Genomic DNA, 21,507 nt, shown 5'->3' with positions numbered 1-21,507 from the left:
CTGTTTGTCAAAAGGCGCCGCGGTCCTTGGCCGCCGCGCCTTCATCCTGCCTACAGTCCTGAACGATAAAGCTCGGTTGCCGCCAGGACGGTTTCCATTTGCACAGTATGCGCGAAAACAAAGCGGTCGCCGTAGACGGTTTCATCCGGAAACTCCGAGATCAGCGCCAGCGGCAGTTCTTCGCGGTCGCTTTCCGTGATCTGCACCGGAATGCCGTTCAGCACGTCGAAACCCGATTCGAGCGCGTGCGCATGAAAGAGTTCCAGCTGGCGCGCATTGAATTCCACCAGCCCCGGCACATTGCGGGCCAGCCGGGCCGTCACGCCTTCGATCAGGCGGCGTGCGCGTTCGCTCCAGCCCGGATGGTGGCGCAACACCAGGAAGAAGCCTTTGGGGACCGTCCACAATTCGAAATTGCGGGGCAGGTAGCCCGACAGCGGACGCGTCCATTCATGCGCGGGGTAGCCATGCAGGTTGATATGCAGCTGGGCGCCGCTGATCGCGTGCGCCTGGTGGCGGCCGTCGCGTTCGAAGAACGGCGCGTGTTCGCGGTAGGCGATGTCGTCGCCCAGGGCGCTGTAGCGCGAGGCGTGCAGCATGTGGCGCGGATGGTGTTCGCGCAGGCGGTTGAACAGCGCATAGCCATCCGGGTTCTCCGCGGCGATCAGCGCAAAATGCGCGTTGCCGCGGGCGGCCAGCGTCTGTGCCGCGCGCAAGGCGCCCACGACGCCGGACGTCTCGTTGGCGTGCTGCGCGCCCGAAATGAAAACGGCGGGGCCGGGGCCGCGCACATAGGTGCCCAGCACCGGGCGGCCCTGGCGGGAAACGGCCTGGAAGTCGTCGCCGACGAACGCCGCCATGCAGCCGGCGATCTGGCCGGCGGTCAGGGGTTCGCGGCGCTGGGCCAGGGGGGCGTCAAGCGGCGTGGCGACGACGGGCGCCGGCGCCTCGAACGGTTCGACCGAAATCTGTACGCGCGCGGCGCCGTCATGGCGGCGGATGTCGGGGATGATCTGGCCGGGCTGCAGGCCACGGTCGCCGGAGGGGCGGCCGGAGTGGTGCTGGAAGTGTTCCAGCAACGAAAAATACACGTCCTCGTGCAGGGCTTCGAAGGTGCTGACGATCTCTTCGTCCACGGGCAGGGCGAAGTCCATGCCCGGCAGGTCAACGCGGATTTCCAGACGGTCGAAGTACGGCTCGTGCGCGCCCCAGGGGTGGTTGCGCACGGTGTCGACGATGCTGCGGAACACCTGCTGGTATTCCGTGGCATGGGCGGCGTCGGTCTGCACCTGCCCATCGGCGTCGCGCACCCGCAGCCAACCAGTGGGCGACAGTTCAGGTTTGCCGTCCTGGGCCTGGCCCAGCTGGTTGGGGGCGAAGACGCGCGTCTCTACCTTGCGGCCGTCGGCGTAGGTCAGCGTGACGTCGTAGTGCAGGTCGGATGCGCCGGCCTGCATCACCACGCGCACGCCTTCCATCAAGGCGACCAGCGGGTAGGCTTCCAGCGTGAAGCGCTTGGCCTGGGCGTGCTCGTGCAGCGGGTAGCGCACCAGGGCGGACACGAGGCCTTCGCGCTCGACGTCTTCCAGAAAGAAATGCACCAGCGGCTTGTAGGCGCTGCGAAAGCGCGCCGTCACCCCGGCCTGCGCCAGCCGGGCTTCCGCCGCGCGGCGGGCGTCCACGCCCTCAAACAGCCAGCCTTCCACGACCGCGCCGCGCCAAGCGGGCGCCATATAGGCGTGGGTCCAGGCGTCCAGCGTGCGGTCGAATGTTTTTTCCAGCAAAGACATGCTTTGTGTTCCTTCGGAGTTCTTTCGTCATCCGGCAATGGGAAAAATGCCCCTTGCGGGGCATTTGTGCTTTACACCTTACCGGTGGGGTCCAGGCGGTCTCGCAGCCAGTCGCCAAGCAGGTTCAGGCCCAGTACGGTCAGCATGATCGCCAGGCCCGGGAAGACGCTGACCCACCATGCGGTCTGCATGTAGGTGCGGCCATCCGCAAGCATACCGCCCCAGCTGGGGATCATCGGATCCACGCCCAGGCCCAGGAAGGTCAGGCTGCTTTCCAGCAGGATGTTGTTGGCGACGTTGAGCGTCATCAGGATCACCAGCGGGCCCAGCAGGTTGGGCACGATGTGGTGGCGGATCATCGCCAGGTCGCGCACGCCGAAGGCGCGGGCGGCCAGCACGAACTCGCGTTCACGCAACGCCAGGACCTGTGCCCGCACCAGGCGCGCGTATTGCACCCATTGCGACACGATCATGAAGAAGATCACGTTGAACAGTCCGCCGCCCAGGATGGCGATGAACGTGATCGCGACCAGGATGAAGGGCAGCGCCAGCTGCACGTCGGCGAAGCGCATGACGATCATGTCCCAGAAGCCGCGGTAGTAGCCGGCGATCAGGCCCATGATGATGCCCAGCAGGGCGCCGCCCAGGACGGACGCGAAGCCCACCATCAGCGAAATCTTGCCGCCGACGATCACGCGGGCCAGCACGTCGCGGCCCAGCGGGTCGGTGCCGAACGGATGCGCGGCGGACGAGAAGGGCGCCATCAGGCGGGCGGCCAGGTCCATCGATTCGCCGCCGTCCGGAAACAGCCAGCCGGAGGTCAGCACCAGCAGGACCATGACGCCGGTCAGCAGGGCGCCCAGCACGAATTCCAGCGAACGGTAGCGGCTGCGCGGCTTGAAGGGCTTGGGGGCGGCGGCGGTGGGGGTGGTTGTCTGCATGATGCTTACCGCGTGCGGATACGGGGATCGACGATGCCGTAGGCGATGTCGACGATCAGGTTGACCAGGACGATGACGGTGGCCAGCACGGTGACCGTGCCTTGCAGCACCGGATAGTCGCGGCCGGAAATGGCGTCGAACGCCAGCGTGCCCAGGCCGGGCCAGTTGAACACCATCTCGATGACGACGATGCCGCCGATCAGGCCGCCGAACTGCAGGCCAAGGTAGGTGATCAGCGGAATCGCGCAATTGCGCAGCGCGTGCTTGTACAGCACCACGCGTTCCTTCAGGCCCTTGCTGCGCGCCACCATGATGTACTGCGCCGACAGCGTTTCCAGCATGGTCGTGCGCACCAGGCGGATGTTCGTGGCGCTGAGGATGATGGCCATCGTCAGGGACGGCAATATCAGGCTGGCCGGACCGCTCCAGCCCGAAGGCGGCAGCAGCGGGAACGTGATCGACAGCAGCAGCACCAGCATCAGCGCCAGCCAGAAGTTGGGAAACGACAGCCCCACCAGCGACAGGATGCGGATGGCCTGGTCGGTCGTCTTGCCGCGCTTGATGGCCGCCTGGATGCCCAGCGGCAGCGAGATCAGGATCGAGAAGATCAGCGACGTGAAGGCCAGCATCAGCGTCGCGGGCAGCGCGTCGCCGATCAGCTTGGCCACCGACGTGCCGCCCATGAAGCTGCGGCCGAAGTCGCCGTGCAACAGGCCCTGCATGTACGACAGGTATTGCTCGTGAAAGGGGCGGTTCAGGCCCAGCGCCTGGCGGATGTTGGCCAGGTCCTGTTCGGTGACGCTGCCCGAGCCCTGGCTGAGCATCAGCGCGGGGTCGCCGGTCAGGCGCACGGCATAGGAGACAAGCAGCGTCACGGCGACGATCACGAAGACCGCCTGCAACACGCGTTTAATGAGAAATCCGGTCATAAGGCGCCGCTCCGGCTTGCGCCGGAGAGGGTCGGTAATGGTATTGCTTCAACGGGCATCGTCGATGCTTCAACGGGTATCGCACCAGCGGGATGCGAGGGATCCGGCTTTGCCGGTCCCGAGGCATGCCCCCTGGGGGGAAGCGCGGTAGCGCTTCGGGGGGACGCTACTCTACGCTGGCGTCGAGGAAGCGGAAACGGATGTCGCCCGGGACTTCCAGGTTCTTCACGCGCTTGTTCACGCCCACGATCGTGTTCAGGCTGTACAGCGGCAGTTCCAGCGCCTGGTCGGCCACGTAGCCGGCGATTTCCTGCAGCATGGCTTCGCGCTTCTTCACGTCGTAGACGGTGCGTTGCGCTTCCAGCATGCCGTTGAGCTTGGCGTCGTTGTCGTACGGGTTCCACTTCTGGCCCGTGTGATACATCAGGTAGGCGGTGTTGTCGTAGTCGTACGTCCAGCCGCCCCACTGGTTCTGCCACATCTCGCCCGTCTTGCCGCCAGGGATGATGTCGTTGAGCAGCACGCCGGTTTCATACGGCTTGATGGTTGCGCGCACGCCCACGGCTTGCAGGTAGCCCGACACGGCCTGGGCCACTTCGCGGAAGTTCGAGTCGCTGCCGCGCACGTCGATCTGCACGGTGGCGCCCGGCTTCACGCCGGCGGCCGCCAGCAGCTTTTTGGCTTCGGCGGGGTTGAACGGCAGGGGCTTCTGTTCGGGGTTGTAGCCGAAGGACTGCGGGCCCTGGAAGCTGGCGATGACCTTGGCCTGGCCCAGCAGCAGTTGCTTGACGATGGCTTCGCGGTCGACCGCCATGATCAGCGCGCGGCGAACGTCGCGGTTCTGCGTGATGCCGCTCTTGGTGTTGTAGCGCAGCGCGAAGGCCACGGGGCCGCCGGTCGAGATGACGTCGGCGTTGCCGGACTTCTTCACGGTCTCGATCAGGCCCAGCGGGATCAGGGTGGCGATGTCGATGCGGCCGGCCTGCAGTTCGGCGACCTGGGTGCCGGGTTCGCCGATGAAGCGGTACACGACCTTGTCCAGCTTGGGCTTGCCGCCCCAGTATTCGTCATTGCGCGCCAGGGTCACGTTGACCTTGGGCTGGTAGCTTTCGAACTTGAACGGGCCGGTGCCGACCGGGTTCGTGTTGAAGAAGTCTTCGCCCTTTTCCTTGATGTACTTCGGCGGCACGATCATGGCGCCGTAGCCGGCCAACTTGGTCAGCAGGACGGGGTCGGGCTGCTTGAGGATGAAGTCGACGGTGTGCTCGTCCACGACCTTGACTTCGCCGATCGAGTCGTAGTTGGACTTCTGCGGGCCCTTGGCGCCTTCCGCGCCCAGCAGGCGGTCGAAGGTGAACTTCACCGCTTCCGCGTTGAAGGGTTCGCCGTTGTGGAACTTGACGCCCTCGCGCAGCTTGAAGCGCAGGCGCTTGTTCTCGTCCAGGTATTCCCAGCTGGTCGCCAGGCCCGGCTGCAGCTTCAGGTCGGCGCCGCGCATCGTCAGGCCGTCGTACAGGTTGCCGCCCACGGAACCCCAGAAGGTCACGAAGGTGTCGATCGGATCCCAGCTGCCCGGGTCCTGGTTGATGGCCACGCTGAGCGTGCCCGCGGCATGCGCGGTCGAGAAGACGGCGGGCAGCGCGCCGCCCAGCGCCAGGGTCAGGGCGGCGGCGGTGAAGGTGGTGCGTAGGGATTGCATGTTCGCTCCAGGGACGGGAAGTCGGGTCGGGCCGAGGGAAAAAGGGGGATTCAAGCCGCCCGGGCCACTTGGTGGCCGGGCGCGAATTCGATCAGGGGGATGATGGCGGGTTCGTCGCCCACGCGGCGGACCGGGCTGGGGATTTCGCCTTCGATCAACGACGTGTCGATGTGGCGGCCGGGTTCAGCCACCGGCACCGCGGCCAGCAGCTTGCGGGTATAGGCATGTTGCGGCGATTCGAAGATCTGCCGGCGGGTGCCCAGTTCCACGATCTGGCCCAGGTACAGCACCGCGACGCGGTGGCTGACCTTTTCCACCACCGCCATGTCGTGCGTGATGAACAGGTAGGACAGGCCGCGGTCTTTCTGCAGGTCCATCAGCAGGTTCAGGATCTGCGCCTGGATGGACACGTCCAGCGCCGACACGGATTCGTCGGCGATGATCAGTTTGGGGTTGCTGGCCAGGGCGCGCGCGATGCAGACGCGCTGACGCTGGCCGCCCGAAAATTCGTGCGGGTAGCGCTTGGCGTGTTCGGGCTTCAAGCCCACTTGCTCAAGCAGTTCGCCCACGCGGCGCGCAATGGCCGCGTCGCCGGCCAGGAGGCCGTGCGTGCGGATGGGTTCTGCGATGCTGAACGCCACCGTCTTGCGCGGATCCAGCGACGCGTAGGGATCCTGGAAGATGTACTGGATTTCCTGGCGCAGGCGCTGGCGGCCCGCGGCGTCCATCGAAAAGATGTCCTGGCCGTTGTAGCGCACCGCGCCCGAGGTCGGCGCCACCAGTTGCTGCAGGGTCTTGCCGATGGTGGATTTGCCGCTGCCCGATTCGCCCACCAGCGCCAGCGTTTCGCCGGGGTAGACGTCAAAGCTCACTTCTTCCACGGCATGCACGCGGTGCGTGACGCGGCCGAACAGGTTGTGGCCCACGTCGAAGCGGGTAGTCAGCTTTTCGACCCGCAACACGGGTTCGTCGTAGCGCGCCGTGTCCTGTTCGCGCGTTTCGCCCACTTCGCGCAGGGTGTCGCCTTCCAGCACGGTCTGCGGCGTGCGCCGCGGCAAGTCGCTGCCCGTCAGGCTGCCCAGCCGCGGCACGGCGGCCAGCAGCGCGCGGGTATAGGGATGCTTGGGCGCGTTGAAGATCTCGTCGACGGTGCCTTGCTCGACCTTTTTGCCGCGCAGCATTACGACCACGTCGTCGGCCATCTCGGCCACCACGCCCATGTCGTGCGTGATGAAGATGACGGCCGTGCCCAGGTCGCGCTGCAACTCGCGGATGGTATTCAGGATCTGCGCCTGGATGGTCACGTCCAGCGCGGTGGTCGGCTCGTCGGCGATCAGCAGGCGCGGCTGGCAAGACAGGGCCATCGCGATCATCACGCGCTGGCGCATGCCGCCGGACAGCTGGTGCGGATAGCGGTCCAGCAACTGCTCGGCGTCCGGCAGGCGCACCTTCTCAAGCAGCTTGCGCGCCGATTGGCGCGCGGCGGAGCGGGACAGCTGCTGGTGCAGCATGATGGCCTCGACGATCTGGTCGCCGATCGTGAAGACCGGGTTCAGCGAGGTCATCGGCTCCTGGAAGATCATCGCGATGTCGTTGCCGCGGATCGCGCGCATCTGCTCGTCGGTAGCCTGGGTCAGGTCGGTCTCGCGGCCGTCGTTGTCGCGGAACAGGATCTGGCCCGTGGCGATGCGGCCGCTGGTGTAGTCGGTCAGCCGCATGATCGCCATGGACGTAACCGACTTGCCCGAGCCCGATTCGCCGACGATCGCCAGCGTCCTGCCGGGCCGGACATCGAAGTCCAGGCCGTCGACGGCGCGGAACACGCCATTCTCGGTATTGAAATCAACCGATACGCCGCGTACGGACAGCAACGGGGCGGACGAAGAGGCAGTAGTGCTAGACAACGTGGATTCTCACAGCGAGGTGGCGGCGCGGGCAGCCTGGTCGTACAGGCCCGAGAGGGTGCGCAGGGTGTTGGCCAACTGGTGGTTGGCGTCGTCCGCGGCGGGGGAGTCGATGAACGATTTGACGAGGCATTGCTCGCGCACTTCGGCGTAGCGCTGGATCGCGGCGGCGCCGGCTTCGGTCGTCGTGTAGATCACTTCCTTGCCCGTCTTGGCGCTTTGCACCACGCCCAGCCGTTCCAGCTTCTTCAGTGAATAGTTCACCAGGTGGGTGTCTTCGACATTCAGCGTGAAGCAGATATCCGCCAGCTTCTTGCCCCGGCCGCGGTGGAACACATGGTTGAGCACCAGGATGTCCAGCGAGGTCAGTTCGGGCAAGCCTGCGCACGCCATGCAGCGCACCATCCAGCGGTTGAAGGCGTGGGACGCGATGATCAGGCCGAATTCCACCTCGGACAACTCCGGGGCAGACGAGGCGAGGTGAGCAGAGGAAACAATGACGTCCCGGACGGATACAGACATGGACAAGGCAAGTAAGGGACGGATCGATGACAAAACGTTGGCGAATTATTGACGATTTGTTGTTATGGAGGCATTCGGGATAACCCGGGGAAATAAGGGGCGCGTGCGTTACCTGAGTGATGCGACGCGGGTACCGATATTTTGGAATTCGCGATAAGGCACGAAATTCGGACTCATCTGATTTCTTTTCCGCGCAAGTTCTTCTAATTTTGGCGGCGACGGTTGCAATGTAAAAGGACATAAAAGGATATGCATCGCCCCTATGCAGTGAAATAAGTAACTAGAAATATCAAAAATAAACAGAACAGCGCGGTTTTTGCATGAGACAGACGTATGGGAGTTGCTTTGTTCAGGCGAGGGAGGGGGCTGGTTGCAGTCGCCGTAATCGGGTCTTCGGCAGCCGCTTTTGCTCAACCGTTGCCGGATGGTGGGCGCGCCGCCGAGATCCAGCGCCGGCAGGAACTTGAAATCGATGCGCAACGCCAGCGGGCCGCTGAACGCCCCGACGTCCTGAGTCCCGACGCCCAGCCTGCCGCAAGAGCCCTGCAGTTTCCGGCCGAGACTCCCTGCTTCGCCATCAAACAATTGGTTTGGGATGGCGCGCAGCCGCCGGCATTCGTGTTGCAAGCCAGCCGCGCGGTGGTGGGTCAATGTGTGGCCGGGCAAGGCTTGCGGGCATTGCAGGAATATCTCACCGGTGAACTGATCGACAGCGGCAGGGTGACCGCCCGTGTGCTGGTTCCCGAACAATCGTTGGCGGAGGGCAGGCTGACGCTGCGCTATGTGCCGGGGCGCATATCCGGCGTCAAAGGCGAAAGCACCGTCGGCTGGTGGCGCACCGCGATGCCGACGGGCCCCGGCGGCGAGTTGAACCAGCGCGATCTGGACCAGGCGTTGGAGAATATTCGCAGGCTGGCCGGTCAGGCGGGCGCGGCGATCGATGTCGCGCCCGGCCCCGAGCTGGGGGATTCGGACATCGTCATCCGTCCGGGCGCCGGCAAGCGCTGGCACGGCTATGTCGGCGGCGACAACGGCGGCTTGGAGACCGTCGGCAAATATCAGGTCAATGCCGGGCTGACCCTGGATTCACCGTTGTTTCTATATGACCAACTATCGGTGTCCTGGAACAGCAACGCACGCTGGCGCGACTCAAATTCGAACACGCGTGCGGCGTCACTGAACTACAGCATTCCCTTCGGCTATTGGACGTTCTTCGCGGGCGCCAGCAAGTCGACCTACCGGCAGACCGTGGCCGACTTCGACGAGCCCATCATCTACGGCGGAACCACCAAGCAGCTGCAGGCGGGCGTCTCCGTCGTGCCCTATCGCGGTTCGGCCTACAAGGGGAACGCGTCGTTCACCTTGTTGCGCAAGCGCACGGACAGCACCCTGGACGATGTGCCCATCGATGTGCAACGCCGTGACGTTACCGGCTACGAGTTCAGCTACGGGCATCGCCAGTATCTGGGGCAGTCGGTGCTGGACGTGGGGGGCGGGGTGCGCGGCACGTTGCCGCATTATTCCGATCAACCGGGTTACGTCTACGGCGACCCCGATTGGAACGGGCGTAGCACCATCTATGCCGGAAGTATCGGTCTTTATGTGCCCTTCAAGATTGCGGACCAGCCCTTCGCGTACCAAGGCAACTGGCAGATCCAGCACGCCAAGACCGCCGTCGTGCCGGCAGACTATTTCACTATCGGCAACCGCTACGCGGTGCGCGGCTTCGATGGCCAGATGACCTTGGCCGCCGAAGACGGCTGGTCGCTGCGCAATGACCTTTCGTTGAATCTGGAGCGCCTGACAGGCTTGCCGGGGCAGCAGCTCTATACCGGTGTCGATGTCGGCCGCGTCGGCGGCCCGTCCGCCGCGTTCCTGTCCGGTCGCACCCTGGTCGGCGCGGTGGCCGGATTGCGCGGCCGGTTTTCCATGCCTTATGTCAATGCCAGCTACGACCTGTCTGCCGGCTGGCCGTTGAAAAAGCCCGAGTCTCTAAAGACGTCGACCACCGTGTTTTCGATGGTCGTGATGTTCGAGTTCTGATCGCCCGCGCCCTCACCTTGCGGTGACGGCCCGCTCAATCCCCGAGTTGCATTCTCAGGTAGGCCTCATGTCCAAGCTTCGTTCGCTGATTGTCTGGTCCGTCGTGTTCACGCAGGTGTGGACACCGCTGTTGGCCCAGACTTTGCCGATCTCTGTCGACAAGAACGTGTCCGGAGCGAAGCCATCCGTCGGCGTTACCAACGGCGTGCCCGTCGTCAACATCGCGCCGCCATCGGCGGGCGGGGTTTCCAACAACCGCTATACCCAGTTCAACGTGGGCCCATCGGGCGTGGTACTGAACAACAGCGGCGGGGCCAGCCAATCCCAACTAGCCGGGCAAGTCGCCGGCAACGTCATGTTGGGCAACCAGCGCGCGACGACGATTCTGAACCAGGTCACGGCGCCAAATCCGTCGCAACTGCTGGGCACGCTGGAGGTCGCGGGCAACCGGGCCAATATCATCGTCGCCAATCCGGCGGGCATCACCTGTAATGGCTGCGGCTTCTTGAATGCGGACCGTGCCACCCTGACGACGGGGCGGCCGCAAGTCGGCCGGGACGGGAGCATTGCGCTGGACGTGGGCGCGGGCAAGATCCGCGTGGAGGGCGAGGGCTTGTATGGAGCCAATGTCAGGCAGGTCGACCTGATTGCCCGAAGCTTGGAGATCAACGCTGACGTGTGGGCGGATCGGCTCAATGTGACGGCCGGTGCGTCGCGCGTCGATTATTCGACGGGCGCCGTATCGGCGCAAGGCGGCGTGGGGGAGGCGCCTGCCCTGGCGTTGGATACCGCGGCCTTGGGCGGCATGTACGCCAATAGCATTCGCTTGATCGGCACCGAGGCCGGCGTGGGCGTGAACATCGGCGGCAATCTGGTCGCCCTGACCGGCGACCTGCAGGTCAACGCCGCGGGCGATGTCCGCATCGCCCCGCGCGCTACCGTGCAGGCGGCGGGCAATCTGCGCGTGGACAGCGGCCGTGACCTGGCCGTGCAGGGCGCGGCGCAGGCCGGCGGAACCGCCGCGCTCGCCGCAGTGCGCAATGTCTCGGTCCAGGGCGACGTCGCGGCGAGCGGGGCCTTGAGCGTGGCGGCCGGCGGTGACGCCATCGTCGGCACGCAGGGCAGCCTGCGCACGCAAGGCGCCTTGCGTATGGCGGCCGGCAAGGATCTGTCGCTATCGGGCAATCTGCTGACCACCGATCAGAATGTGAGCGCAACCTCTGGCCGCAACCTGAAGGTGGCGGGCCAAGCGGTCGCGCCGCAGCCGGGCCAGGGCGGGACCGGCGGCAATGCCGGCGGAAACGGTTCCAGTACGGGTACGGGTTCCGGCACGGGTTCGGGAAGCGCTGGCAGTGAAGCCGGCAAGACGCCGGATTCCGCCACGCCCGGTGGGCAGGGCGGCGGCGCTTCGATGGCGGCGGGCACCGTGTCCGCAAAGGAAGGCGTCACGCTGCAGGCGGGTCGTGACCTGGTGTTGCCGAACCAGGTATACGCGTCCGGCACGCTCCAGGCGCAGGCTGGCGCGGACGTCGTGTCCGATGCCGGGGGGCAGCTGCAGTCGGCGCGCGGCATGACGATACGCGCGGGCGAGGCCGTCACGCTGGCCGGATCGGCCCTGACGGACGGTGCGCTGTCCATCGAGGCCGCCCGAGACTTGCGCCTGGACGGTAGCGCGCTGGCCTATGGCGGCGCGCTGAACCTGAAGAGCGGGGGCGATTTGCGCCTGGGTGATTCCAGCAAGGCGCAGGGCAAGCGCGTCGGGCTGGACGCGGCGCGCGATCTGCGGGCCGGCGGCGAACTGGTGTCAGAGAGCGCGGTGGAACTCAAGGCGGGACGCGATGCCGCGGTAGGTGCGCGAGTGCTGGCGCGCGGCGATCTGGACGTGCGTGCGCAAGGTGCCGCGGCGGTGACCGGACAGCTGGAATCGCTAGGCCGCGCGCGACTGCAAGCCGGTGACGGCGCCACGCTGACGGGCAGCATGAGCGGCAATCAGGGCGTGGAGCTGCGCGCGGCCGGGCCGCTCGTCATCAGCGGCACGGCCGGCGCGGCCCAAGGCGCGTTGACCCTGGCGTCGGACGGCGATCTGACCGTGGGCGGCAGCGCGCAGGCTGGCGGCCCGGTGGCGCTCAGCACGAAGGGTGCGTTGAACGTGGCCGGTACCGTGTCATCCCTGGCCGGGCTGACGGCCCAGGCCGCGGGCGATGCCACCGTCAACGGCAAGCTGCTGGCCGGCGGCCCGTTGCTGCTGGATGCGATAGGCCGGGTGGCGGCGGGCGCGGACTCGCGCCTGCAATCGGAAGGTGCGATGCAAGTGCGCGCCGGGAACGACCTGGCCTTGGCCGGCATGGCGGAAACCAATGCGGGCCTGAACGTGGACGCGGGCCGCGACCTGCGCGTGGACGGCGCCGCGTTGGCCTATGGCGGCGAGTTGTCTCTGAACGCAGGTAACGGTTTGCGGCTGGGTAGCGCCGGCCGTGCGCAGGGCGAAGGCGTGACGGCGCGTGCCGGTGGCGATCTGCAGGCGGATGGCGCAGTGACCGCGCGCGGCGATATCGCGCTGAACGCCGGCCGCGATGCCAGCCTGGGCGGCAAAGCCGCGGCCACGAACGACGTGAAACTCGAAAGCGGTCGCAATCTGGCCGTTGCGCAGGGCGCCCAACTGGACGCCGAAGGCAAAGCGCAACTCAAGGCGGGGCAGGATGCGACGCTGGCGGGCACCGTGCGCAGCAACAACGGAAACCGCATCGAAGCCGCCGGCGCCTTGCGGCTGGACGGTGAAACCTCGGCGGTTTCGGGCGGGATCGATCTGCTGGCAGGAAGTGGCCTGACGGTGGGCAGCCAGGGCAAGGCGCAGGCAGGCGGCGCGTTGCGCGGCGAAAGCGGTGGCGCCTTGGCGGTGGACGGCGAACTGGCCAGCCAGGGGGCGTTGACCCTGGCATCGGCGGGCGGCGCAAAGGTGGGCGGACAACTTCTCTCCGGCGATACCTTGTTGCTGCACGCAGGCACGGACTTGCAGACAGGCCAAGCCGCCCAACTGCAATCGTCCAGGAACATGACGTTGAGCGCGGGTCAGGACGCCAGCTTGGCGGGCACGGCCTTGAGTGACGGCGGCATCGCGATCGACGCGGTGCGCGGATTGCGCGTGGACGGCAGCGCGCTGGCCTACGGCGGCGTATTGGCGATGAACGCCGGCAGCGATCTGCTGCTGGGCGATGCCGGCAAGACGCAGGGCAAGGGTGTTACCGCCCTGGCGGCGCGGGACCTCATCGCCGGCGGCCAGATGGTCTCGGCAGGATCGGCCACCCTGACCGCCGGCCGCGACGCGGTGTTCGGCGCCAGGCTCAGCGTCGATGGCGACTTGACGCTGCGTGCGCAGGACAAGGCGAAGCTCACGGGCCAGGTCGAAACGACGGGTATGGCCAACCTGCAGGCGGGGGGCGAAGTGGCCTTGCCAGGCAGCCTGCTTAGCAACCAGGGCACCGATGTGCGCGCCGGAGGCGCGCTGGATGTCAGCGGCACAGCCGGCGCGGCCCAAGGCGCATTGACCCTGGCCGCTGAGGGCGACTTGGCGGTGGGCGGCAGCGCGCAGGCGGGCGGGCCTTTGTCCATGATCGCAAAGGGCGCGCTGAGCGTGGCGGGCACGGCGTCGTCGCTGGCCGGATTGACGGCTCGAGCGGGAACCGACGCCACGGTCACGGGCAAGCTGCTGGCCGACGGCCCGCTGCTGCTGGAAGCAATGGGACAGTTGCTGGCGGGCGCCGACGCGCGCCTGCAATCCGAGGGGGGCATGGCCTTGCGTGCCGGCCAGGACCTGATCCTTGCCGGCGAGGCCGAAACCAATAAGGGCCTGACGCTGGAGGCCGCGCGCGACCTGCGCGTGGATGGCGCGGCGCTGGCCTATGGCGGCTTGTTGACGATGGATGCAGGCAACGACCTGCGCTTGGGCAACGCCAGCCGCACGCAGGGCAATGGCGTGTCGGCGCGCGCTACCGGCGATTTGCTGGCGGGCGGCGCGATGGCGTCGCGCGGCGACATCCTGTTGACCGCAGGACGCGACGCGCGCGTCGATAGCAAGGCCGCGGCCACTGGCAACCTGTCGTTGGTCGCCGGGCGCGACCTTGCCATGGGCACGACGGCGCAATGGGATGCCGAAGGGGCGTCGCAGGCCCGGGCCGGCAACGATATGACGCTGGCCGGTGCATGGCGCGGCAACGGCGACATGACCATGACCGCCGCAGGCAAGCTTTCCGTCGACGGCGCGCTTGCCGCCAGCGGCGGCCGCCTGAGTCTGGACGCCGGCGGCGACCTGTCGATGAGCGAAGTTGCGCGGGTGGCAGCAAAGGGTCCGGTCACTGTGACGACGCTTGGCGACCTGCGCGTGGCGGGCGCGCTCAGTTCGCTGGATGCCTTGACCATGCAGGCCGCGCGTACCGCGACCTTGGCAGGGCAGGTCTACGCGGCGCGCGGCCTCGACATGAGCGCGGGCCAGACATTGACGGCCGCGGCTGGTTCGCACCTTCAATCCGACGCGTCGATGGCGCTGCGGGCGGGGCAGGACCTGAACCTTGCCGGCACCGCGCTGGCCGAAGGCGGCATGGCGCTGGATGCCGCGCGCGACCTGCGCGTGGACGGCAACGCGCTCGCCTATGGCGGTGCGCTGAACCTGAAGAGCGGCAACGACATGCGGCTGGGCGCTGTCAGCCAGCTGCAAGGCAAGGGCGTGCTGGCGGAAGCCGGCCGCGACCTGGCGTTGGACGGCATCCTGGTGTCCTCCGCCGATGCGGCGTTGCGCGTGGCGCGCGACGTCCGCGTGGACGGCAGATTGGGCGCCGACGGCGCGCTGGATTTCAGTGCAGGGGGCAACATGCGCGTCGGCGCGGCGGCGCAGCTCGACGCCTCGGAACAGGCGCGATTGGCGGCTGCGGGCAATCTGGAACTGGCCGGGGCCGTGCGCGGCGACAAGGGCGCGCGCCTGGAAGCGGGCGGCCGGATGGATCTGTCCGGAACCGCCGCGTCGGCCAACGGTACGCTCGATCTGATCGCGGGCCTGGACATGGCACTGTCGGCAGGTAGCCGGGCGCTGGCGGGCGGTGTGCTGCAAGCGCGCGCAGGCGGCACGCTGTCGGCGGCGGGCACGGTTTCCTCGCTGGCGGACGTGATACTGGACGCGGTATCCGACATCAGCCTTGCAGGGCAGAGTCTGGCTGCGGGCAAGCTGACGATTTTGTCCGGCGCTGCGCTGGCTACCACGGCGGATTCACGCCAGCAGGCCGATGGCTCGGTCGACGTGCAGGCCGACAGCGCGACGCTGGCCGGCATGCTGGTGGCGGGGCAATCCGCGGCACTGCAAATCGACAAGGACCTGTCGGTGGATGGCACGGTGCTGGCCGATGCGGGAGCGCTCAAGGCCAGCAGCGGCGGCGTCATCACGCTGGGCAGCCAAAGCGCGCTGCAAGCCGGCGGGCTGCTGCAGGCGCAAGCGGGCGGCAAGCTGCTGGCGAACGGCACGATCTCCGGTCAGCAAGACATCGTTCTGAAGGCCGGCACGGACGCTGAGCTGAACGGCAAGGCGGTGGCCAACGACAGTCTCAGCGCCGACGCGGGCGGCAATCTGACCATCGGCCAGGCCGGCCTGGCCCAGGGTAGCAGCGAGCTGCTGCTGAACGCAGGCCAGGACTTGCGCATCGCCGGCACTGCGGGCACCGCGACGGGTGCGGGCGGCGGCGGCACGCTGCAAGCTCAGGCGGGCCGCGATCTGTTCATCACGGGCACGGCGACCGCTGGCTCGCCCATCGTCCTGGGCGCCTTGCGCGATGTTCGCATCGACGGCATCGCCACCGCGCTCGCAGGCGGCCTGACGGCCAATGCCGGCCAGAACCTGCGCGTTGGCACCGCCGGCAGAATGCAGGCTTCGGGTGGCTTGAGCGCTAGCGCGGGCGCGGACCTGGACACCGATGGCGTCATTGCCGCGGGCGGCGGCCTGACGCTTGCCGCAACCGGCGACGCCCGCTTGGGCGGCGTCGTGGCCGCGTTGGGCGAGAGCGCGGCGGGCAATGCCACGATCACGGCCGGACGCGACCTCATCGCGAAGCAAGATGGCCAGGTCCAGGCCGCGGGTACGTTGACGGCCCGCGCTGACCGCGACCTGTACGCGGCGGGCGCTCTGAGCTCGGTGGGCGACATGGCGCTTGCCGCCGCGCGCGACGCGCGGGTGGACGGCACCGCCGCCACCGACGCGGACCTGACGCTGACGGGCCGGGACATCGCGGTCGGCGCCACCGGTCTGGCGCAGGCCGGCCGCAGTCTGATCGCCACCGCCCAAGATTCGCTGCAAGCGGCCGGACGCCTGCTGGCGGGCGGCGCGCAATCGCTGACTGCGGGCGGCCGCATGACGGTGGACGGCACGGTCGCCGCCTTGCAGGGCGACCTGTCCTTGCACGCGCAGGGCGGTGACCTCTCGCTGGGGGTGGATTCGCGCCTGCAGGCGGGAGGATCGCTGACCGCGCAAGCGGGTGGCGCGTTGAGCGCCTTCGGCGCGGCGGCGGCGGAACAAGGCATGACGCTGCGGGCAGGCACGGACGCAACGTTGGGCGGGATTGCCGCTACGCAAGCCGGCGACCTCATCGTCAACGCCGGCGGCAAGCTCTCCGTCCTGGAGGACGCCCGCCTGCAGGCGGGTGCGGCGCTGGACTTGAGCGCCGGCAGCGCGCTGATCAACGCCGGCGTCGCTTCGGCGGGCACGGGCGCCCGCCTGTCGGCCGGATCCATGCTGGACAACACGGGGTCGGTATTGGCGGGCGGCGATCTGGTCGCCACCACGTTGGGGCAACTCTCCAACGCCGGCCGTTTCGTCGCGGGCGTGGGCGCCGATGGCTCGCTCAGTCTGCCGGGCAGCATTGTGCTGACGGCCGGAGCCATCGTGCATCGCGGCATCAGCCTGGCCGGCAAGGATGTGACCTTGTCCGCGGGTGGGCTGGATTTGGCGGGCGGCAAACTGTCCGCGGTCGGCAAGCTTGCCCTGGCGACACCGGGCAACATAGACACCAGCAATGCCGTCGTGCAGGGGGCAACCCTGGACATCACCGGCGCCAAGCTGCGCAACCAGGGCGGCAAGCTGACCGCGACGGGCGACGCCGCGATCAAGCTGGGCGGGCAACTCGACAGCACCGGCGGGCTGATTGCCGCCGCTGGCGACGCGTACATTGAAGCCGCAAGCATCGTCAACCGCGACGGCACGCTGGCCGCCCAAGACCTCACCGTCACCGCCTCCGGCGCAATCGATAACCGCGGCGGCCTGATCCAGGCAGACAACGCGCTGACCCTGAACGCGGCCAGTCTGGACAACAGCGGTACGCTGGGCGCCGCGGACGCGCCGCCCAAAGGGGTGCTGGGCAAGGTGGTCTCCATCGTGGCGGACCGCGTCAACAACCAGGCGGGCTCCATCGAGGCGATCGAGGACCTTGCTCTGACCGCCAAGGAACTGGACAACACAGGCGGCGAAGTCGCCTCGCAGGGCAACGCCAGTATCGTCGCCGACACGTTCAAGAACGCACAGGGCAAGGTGCAGGCGGGCAAGAGCCTGACGGTCATTACGCAGGTGCTGCAGGGGCTGGGCATGCTGCAATCGGCGGGCGACCTGTCGTTCCAATACGCGGGGTCCCTGAACCAGGAAGGCGACATCGCCAGCGGCCGCGATTTGAACCTGTCGGTCGGCGGCGCGATGGACAACCGCGCCACGATCACCGCCGCCCGCGACCTGAGCATCACGGCGGATTCGCTGAACAACCAGGCTTCCGGAGCGTTGCTGGCCGGTGGCGTGAACACCATCACGGTGGCGCAGGGCCTGAACAACGCTGGGCTGATCGACGGCGGCTCGACCCGCATCACCGCGGGCAGCCTGGACAATACGGGCCGCATTTATGGCGATGCCGTCACGATCCAGGCAGGCTCGCTGGTCAACGGCGCGGGCGCGGGCGGCGGCGCCGTCATCGCCTCGCGCGACAGCATGGATTTGGGCGTGGGCTCGCTGGTCAACCGCGACCACGCGCTGGTCTACACGGGAGCTGACCTGCGCATCGGCGGCGCGCTGGATGCCGCCGGCCGTGCCACGGGCCAGGCCGTCTCGCTGCTGAACGCCTCGGCCACTATCGAGGTGGCCGGCAACGCCAACATCTCGGCGGCGTCCATCCGCAACCAGAACGACCGCTACGTCAGCGAAACGGTGCAGCTGTCGGCCACGCCCAAGGTGTACTTCACGCCGGCCGGCACCACCGATATGTATGACGCCGAAACGAACTGGCTGTGCGATGAAGTGACGCCCATGTGCAGCAAGGATCCGGCCTGGCTGGACGACGATCCGGAGCGCATGTTCCTGTTGCCGTCGACCACCTATCCGGCGTCGCAGTACGGCCCCCCGTTTGACTACGCGCCTGCCTACAAAGGGAAGGCGGGGCAGGATGCACCGATTGCGCCGGCGCGTATCGCGAATCTGCGCGAATGCCTGTCAAGCGGCGTCAATACCGAGAATTGTGTCGGAAAGACGCGCTATGCGCCGGGAGACAAGATCTGGTCGGTATTCGGGGTGCCACCGCCGGAGGGCAATATTCCGCCGATGATCGAGTCCTGCCTGGGCGTGCAGTGCGAAATGGTGTCGACGCCGGAGCGTGACGCGGCGATCGCGCGAGACGAGGGCCGGCATGACCTGCTGGACGCGCGCATTCGCGCTTTCAATGCCGACTTCAACAATCGCCTGGTTGGCACGTTCACCTACTACCGCGTACAGGAGACCGTCACCGAGACCCGTACCGTTTCTTCCGACCCCGGCAAGATCCTGTCGGGCGGAGCCATGACGCTCACCGGCTCGGTCACCAACGACAAGAGCCAGATCGCCGCAGGCGGCGCGCTCACCGTGGCCGGTCCCGCCATCAACAACATTGGCGCGGGCGGCGAACGCACCGTCACACGAGTCGGCACCGCCACGGTCACCCAGGCGCGTTCGAGTGATCGCAAGGAATACGCCAGTGCGTACAACGCCACCCTGGCCGGCCAGCCCATCGAGCTTCCGGTCGGCACGTCAGAGGGATACGCCGCAGTCAAGCTCGACGGTTCCGCGCCTGGCGCCAGCAACGGTGGAAGCGGACCCAGCCCGGTGCTGGTCGCCAGCGTCGACCTGCCCGGCGGAACAGTGGTGCGCACCGTCTCCAACCCGGCCGGCATTCCGGACAGTCAGCTCTACACCGTCAACGGGCGACCGGATGCGCCCTATATCGTCGCCACCGATCCGCGTTTCGTCGGGCAGCGGCCCACCGTCTCCAGCGATTACTTGTTCGACCTGTTGAGTCAGCCCGGCGCGCTGCCGGGCACCATCATCGGCGGCGGCGCTGGTTCGGGCGGGGGCCTGGACGGCCCGCGCCAGGACGGCGAGGGTGGCACCGGCCCCGTCAATGCCGGCGTGGGCGCCGGCTCGGTCTCGGGTGCGGGCCAGGGCGGCGCCATGGTCGGTGTCAGCGGCAGCCTGGACGGCCAGCGCCTGAACGCACAAGGCGCGTCCGGCCCGACCGGCGCCACGCCGGGCGCGGGCGGCGCGCTCTCGGCCGGCGGCGCAGCCGCCATCGCCGGCGGCAAGAACCTGTCGGGTGCTCGCCTGGGCAGCTGGGACTCCCTGGTTCCCCCGGGCGCCAAGTTCCTGACGCCTTCGGGCCAGCCCAAGCGCCTGGGCGACGGCTTCTACGAGCAAAAGCTGGTGTCTGACCAGATCCTGGCCACCACCGGCCAGCGCTTCCTCGACAACTACGGCGACAACGACAGCCAGTACAAGGCCCTGCTCGCCGCTGGCGCGCAATTCGCCCGCGACAACGGCATCCAGCTTGGCGTCGCACTGACCGAGGAGCAGCAGCGCCACCTGTCGACCGACCTGGTCTGGCTGGTGGAGCAGACCGTCACGTTGCCCGACGGCACCACCGAAAGCGTGCTCGTGCCCCAGGTCTACCTGCTGGTCCGCGACGGCGACCTCAGGGGCGACGGCACGCTCATGGCCGGCCGGGACGTCAAACTGGCGGCCGAAGGCGACATCGTCAACAGCGGCACCATCGGCGCACGCGACGCCACCGTCATGACGGCGGGCAATATCGTCAACCAGGCCGGCGGCCTGATCCAGGGATCCACCGTCGACCTTGCCGCGCGCGAAGACCTGACCAACCTGGTCTCGCTGATCAAGGGCGACAACGTTGCCTTGAAGGCGGGACGAGACATCGCCCTCACGTCCACCGCGGCTTCAGAGGACTTCGGCAGCACCTGGGGCTCGCACATCAGCGGCGTCGCCCGCGTCGATGCCGGCAATCTCAGCATGCAGGCCGGGCGCGACATCACCCTGACTGCCGCGCAGGTCTCCGTCAAGGACGATGCGCGCCTGCAGGCAGGCCGCGACATCGCCCTGGGGACGCTTACCGAAAGCCACGGCGAATCCCTGGTCCTGAACGCCAAGAACCGCCACGACTTGAGCACCAGCACGGAGATCGGCTCGACCCTCGCCGCGGGTGGCAACCTCACGATGATCGCGGGCCAGGACGTCAAAGCGCGTGCGGCCGACGTCACCGCTGGCAAGCAGCTCGCCGTGGGGGCCGGGCGCGACATCAATCTGATCGCCGGCGCAGAAACCGGCTCGGCTTACGACGAGGTCCGCTACAAGACCACGGGCTTCCTTTCGTCCAAGACCACCCACACCAAGACAGCCCTGGACTGGGAGCAGTCCTTGGCCACCACCTTCACGGGTGACACTGCCGTGCTGATGGCCGGACGCGACCTGACCGTGGCGGGCTCGAACGTCGGCGCGCAGAAGGACTTGGTGCTGTCCGCCGAGCGCGACGTCAATATCCTGCCGGGCCAGAACGCCGAGGACGGCTACGACTACAAAATGGTCAAGAAGTCGGGCTTTGGCGCGATGGGCGGCTTTAGCTACGGCACCAGCCAACAGACGGATTCGCTAGATAGCAAGAAGGTCTTTCACAACGCCAGCACCGTCGGCAGCGTGGAAGGCGATGTGCTGATCAACGCCGGCAATGCCCTGAACATCATGGGCAGCAACGTCATCGCGCGGCAAGGCGACATCACGCTGATCGGCAAGGAAGTCAACATCGGCGCGGCGCTGGACACCACGCGTGAAAAGGAATTCCACGAGATCAAGCAGACGGGGCTGACGCTTACCGCCAGCAATCCCGTGGTCAGCGCGGTGCAAACCGGCGTGCGCATGGGGGAAGCGGCAGGCAAGACGGACAACGCCGTCATGAAGGGTCTGGCTGGCGCCACGACAGGCCTGGCTGCCGTCAATGCGTATGACGCGGTGCAAGCCTCGGCCAAAGCCGCAGCGGCGGCTGAACTTGCCAAGCCCGGCTCGTCCAACGAGATCGACAAGGTTGGCGGCGTCAGCCTCAAGCTTAGCCTGGGCACCAGCAAAAGCAGCAGCACGACCAACCGTAGTTCATCTAGCGGATTTGGTTCGACGGTGTCGGCCGGTAAAGACCTGACCATCGTCGCGCAGGGCGCGGGCCAGGACTCGGACATCACCGTCACGGGGTCGAACCTGTCTGCGGGCAACAACGTGGTGCTCAAGGCCGAAGGCGACATCGTGCTGCAAGCGGCGCGCAATGCGTTCGAGCAGAAGACGGACAGCAAGAGCAGCAG

Annotated in this window: 8 protein-coding genes; 2 read left to right on the top strand and 6 right to left on the bottom strand. The window is 67.3% G+C overall.

Features of this window, described 5'->3' with window-relative positions:
* Nucleotides 1–50 precede the first annotated feature (50 nt).
* From ACO6D5_RS04010 to ACO6D5_RS03985, 6 genes are all read right to left on the bottom strand, one after another.
* Entirely contained in the window at nucleotides 51–1,790 is a 1,740-nt protein-coding gene (locus ACO6D5_RS04010; protein WP_485824658.1) for a M14 family metallopeptidase, read from the bottom strand.
* A 71-nt stretch (nucleotides 1,791–1,861) separates the two neighbouring features.
* A complete protein-coding gene (locus ACO6D5_RS04005) occupies nucleotides 1,862–2,731 on the bottom strand; it encodes an ABC transporter permease (protein ID WP_006225778.1) in 870 nt (289 codons plus the stop codon).
* Between the two features lie 5 nt (nucleotides 2,732–2,736).
* Nucleotides 2,737–3,660 (bottom strand): ABC transporter permease, encoded by a 924-nt coding sequence (locus tag ACO6D5_RS04000; RefSeq protein WP_006225779.1) that lies wholly within the window; start codon nucleotides 3,658–3,660, stop codon nucleotides 2,737–2,739.
* Between the two features lie 166 nt (nucleotides 3,661–3,826).
* The gene (locus ACO6D5_RS03995) at nucleotides 3,827–5,359 is read right to left on the bottom strand and encodes an ABC transporter substrate-binding protein (protein WP_315529512.1); all 1,533 of its coding nucleotides are present in this window, start codon (nucleotides 5,357–5,359) and stop codon (nucleotides 3,827–3,829) included.
* Between the two features lie 50 nt (nucleotides 5,360–5,409).
* On the bottom strand, nucleotides 5,410–7,263 hold the full coding sequence (locus ACO6D5_RS03990) for a dipeptide ABC transporter ATP-binding protein (protein ID WP_315529511.1): 1,854 nt from the start codon (nucleotides 7,261–7,263) through the stop codon (nucleotides 5,410–5,412).
* A gap of 9 nt (nucleotides 7,264–7,272) precedes the next feature.
* Nucleotides 7,273–7,785, bottom strand: coding sequence for a winged helix DNA-binding protein (locus tag ACO6D5_RS03985; protein ID WP_183013121.1), 513 nt, complete (start codon nucleotides 7,783–7,785; stop codon nucleotides 7,273–7,275).
* A 333-nt stretch (nucleotides 7,786–8,118) separates the two neighbouring features.
* Between ACO6D5_RS03985 and ACO6D5_RS03980 the strand changes: the two genes are divergently transcribed.
* Both ACO6D5_RS03980 and ACO6D5_RS03975 read left to right on the top strand, forming a co-directional pair.
* Entirely contained in the window at nucleotides 8,119–9,828 is a 1,710-nt protein-coding gene (locus ACO6D5_RS03980; RefSeq protein ID WP_485824657.1) for a ShlB/FhaC/HecB family hemolysin secretion/activation protein, read from the top strand.
* Between the two features lie 67 nt (nucleotides 9,829–9,895).
* On the top strand, nucleotides 9,896–21,507 hold an 11,612-nt coding region (locus tag ACO6D5_RS03975; protein WP_485824656.1), incomplete at its 3' end, for a two-partner secretion domain-containing protein.

It is taken from the genome of Achromobacter sp., from assembly GCF_057314935.1.
The sequence above is the reverse complement of the archived record's forward strand: the minus strand, read 5'-3'. Positions and strand labels throughout refer to the sequence as shown.

Coding starts and splice junctions, on each gene's coding strand:
- ACO6D5_RS04010 (WP_485824658.1), bottom strand. CDS start 1,790: ATGTCTTTGCTGGAAAAAACATTCGACCGCACGCTGGACGCCTGGACC.
- ACO6D5_RS04005 (WP_006225778.1), bottom strand. CDS start 2,731: ATGCAGACAACCACCCCCACCGCCGCCGCCCCCAAGCCCTTCAAGCCG.
- ACO6D5_RS04000 (WP_006225779.1), bottom strand. CDS start 3,660: ATGACCGGATTTCTCATTAAACGCGTGTTGCAGGCGGTCTTCGTGATC.
- ACO6D5_RS03995 (WP_315529512.1), bottom strand. CDS start 5,359: ATGCAATCCCTACGCACCACCTTCACCGCCGCCGCCCTGACCCTGGCG.
- ACO6D5_RS03985 (WP_183013121.1), bottom strand. CDS start 7,785: ATGTCTGTATCCGTCCGGGACGTCATTGTTTCCTCTGCTCACCTCGCC.
- ACO6D5_RS03980 (WP_485824657.1), top strand. CDS start 8,119: ATGGGAGTTGCTTTGTTCAGGCGAGGGAGGGGGCTGGTTGCAGTCGCC.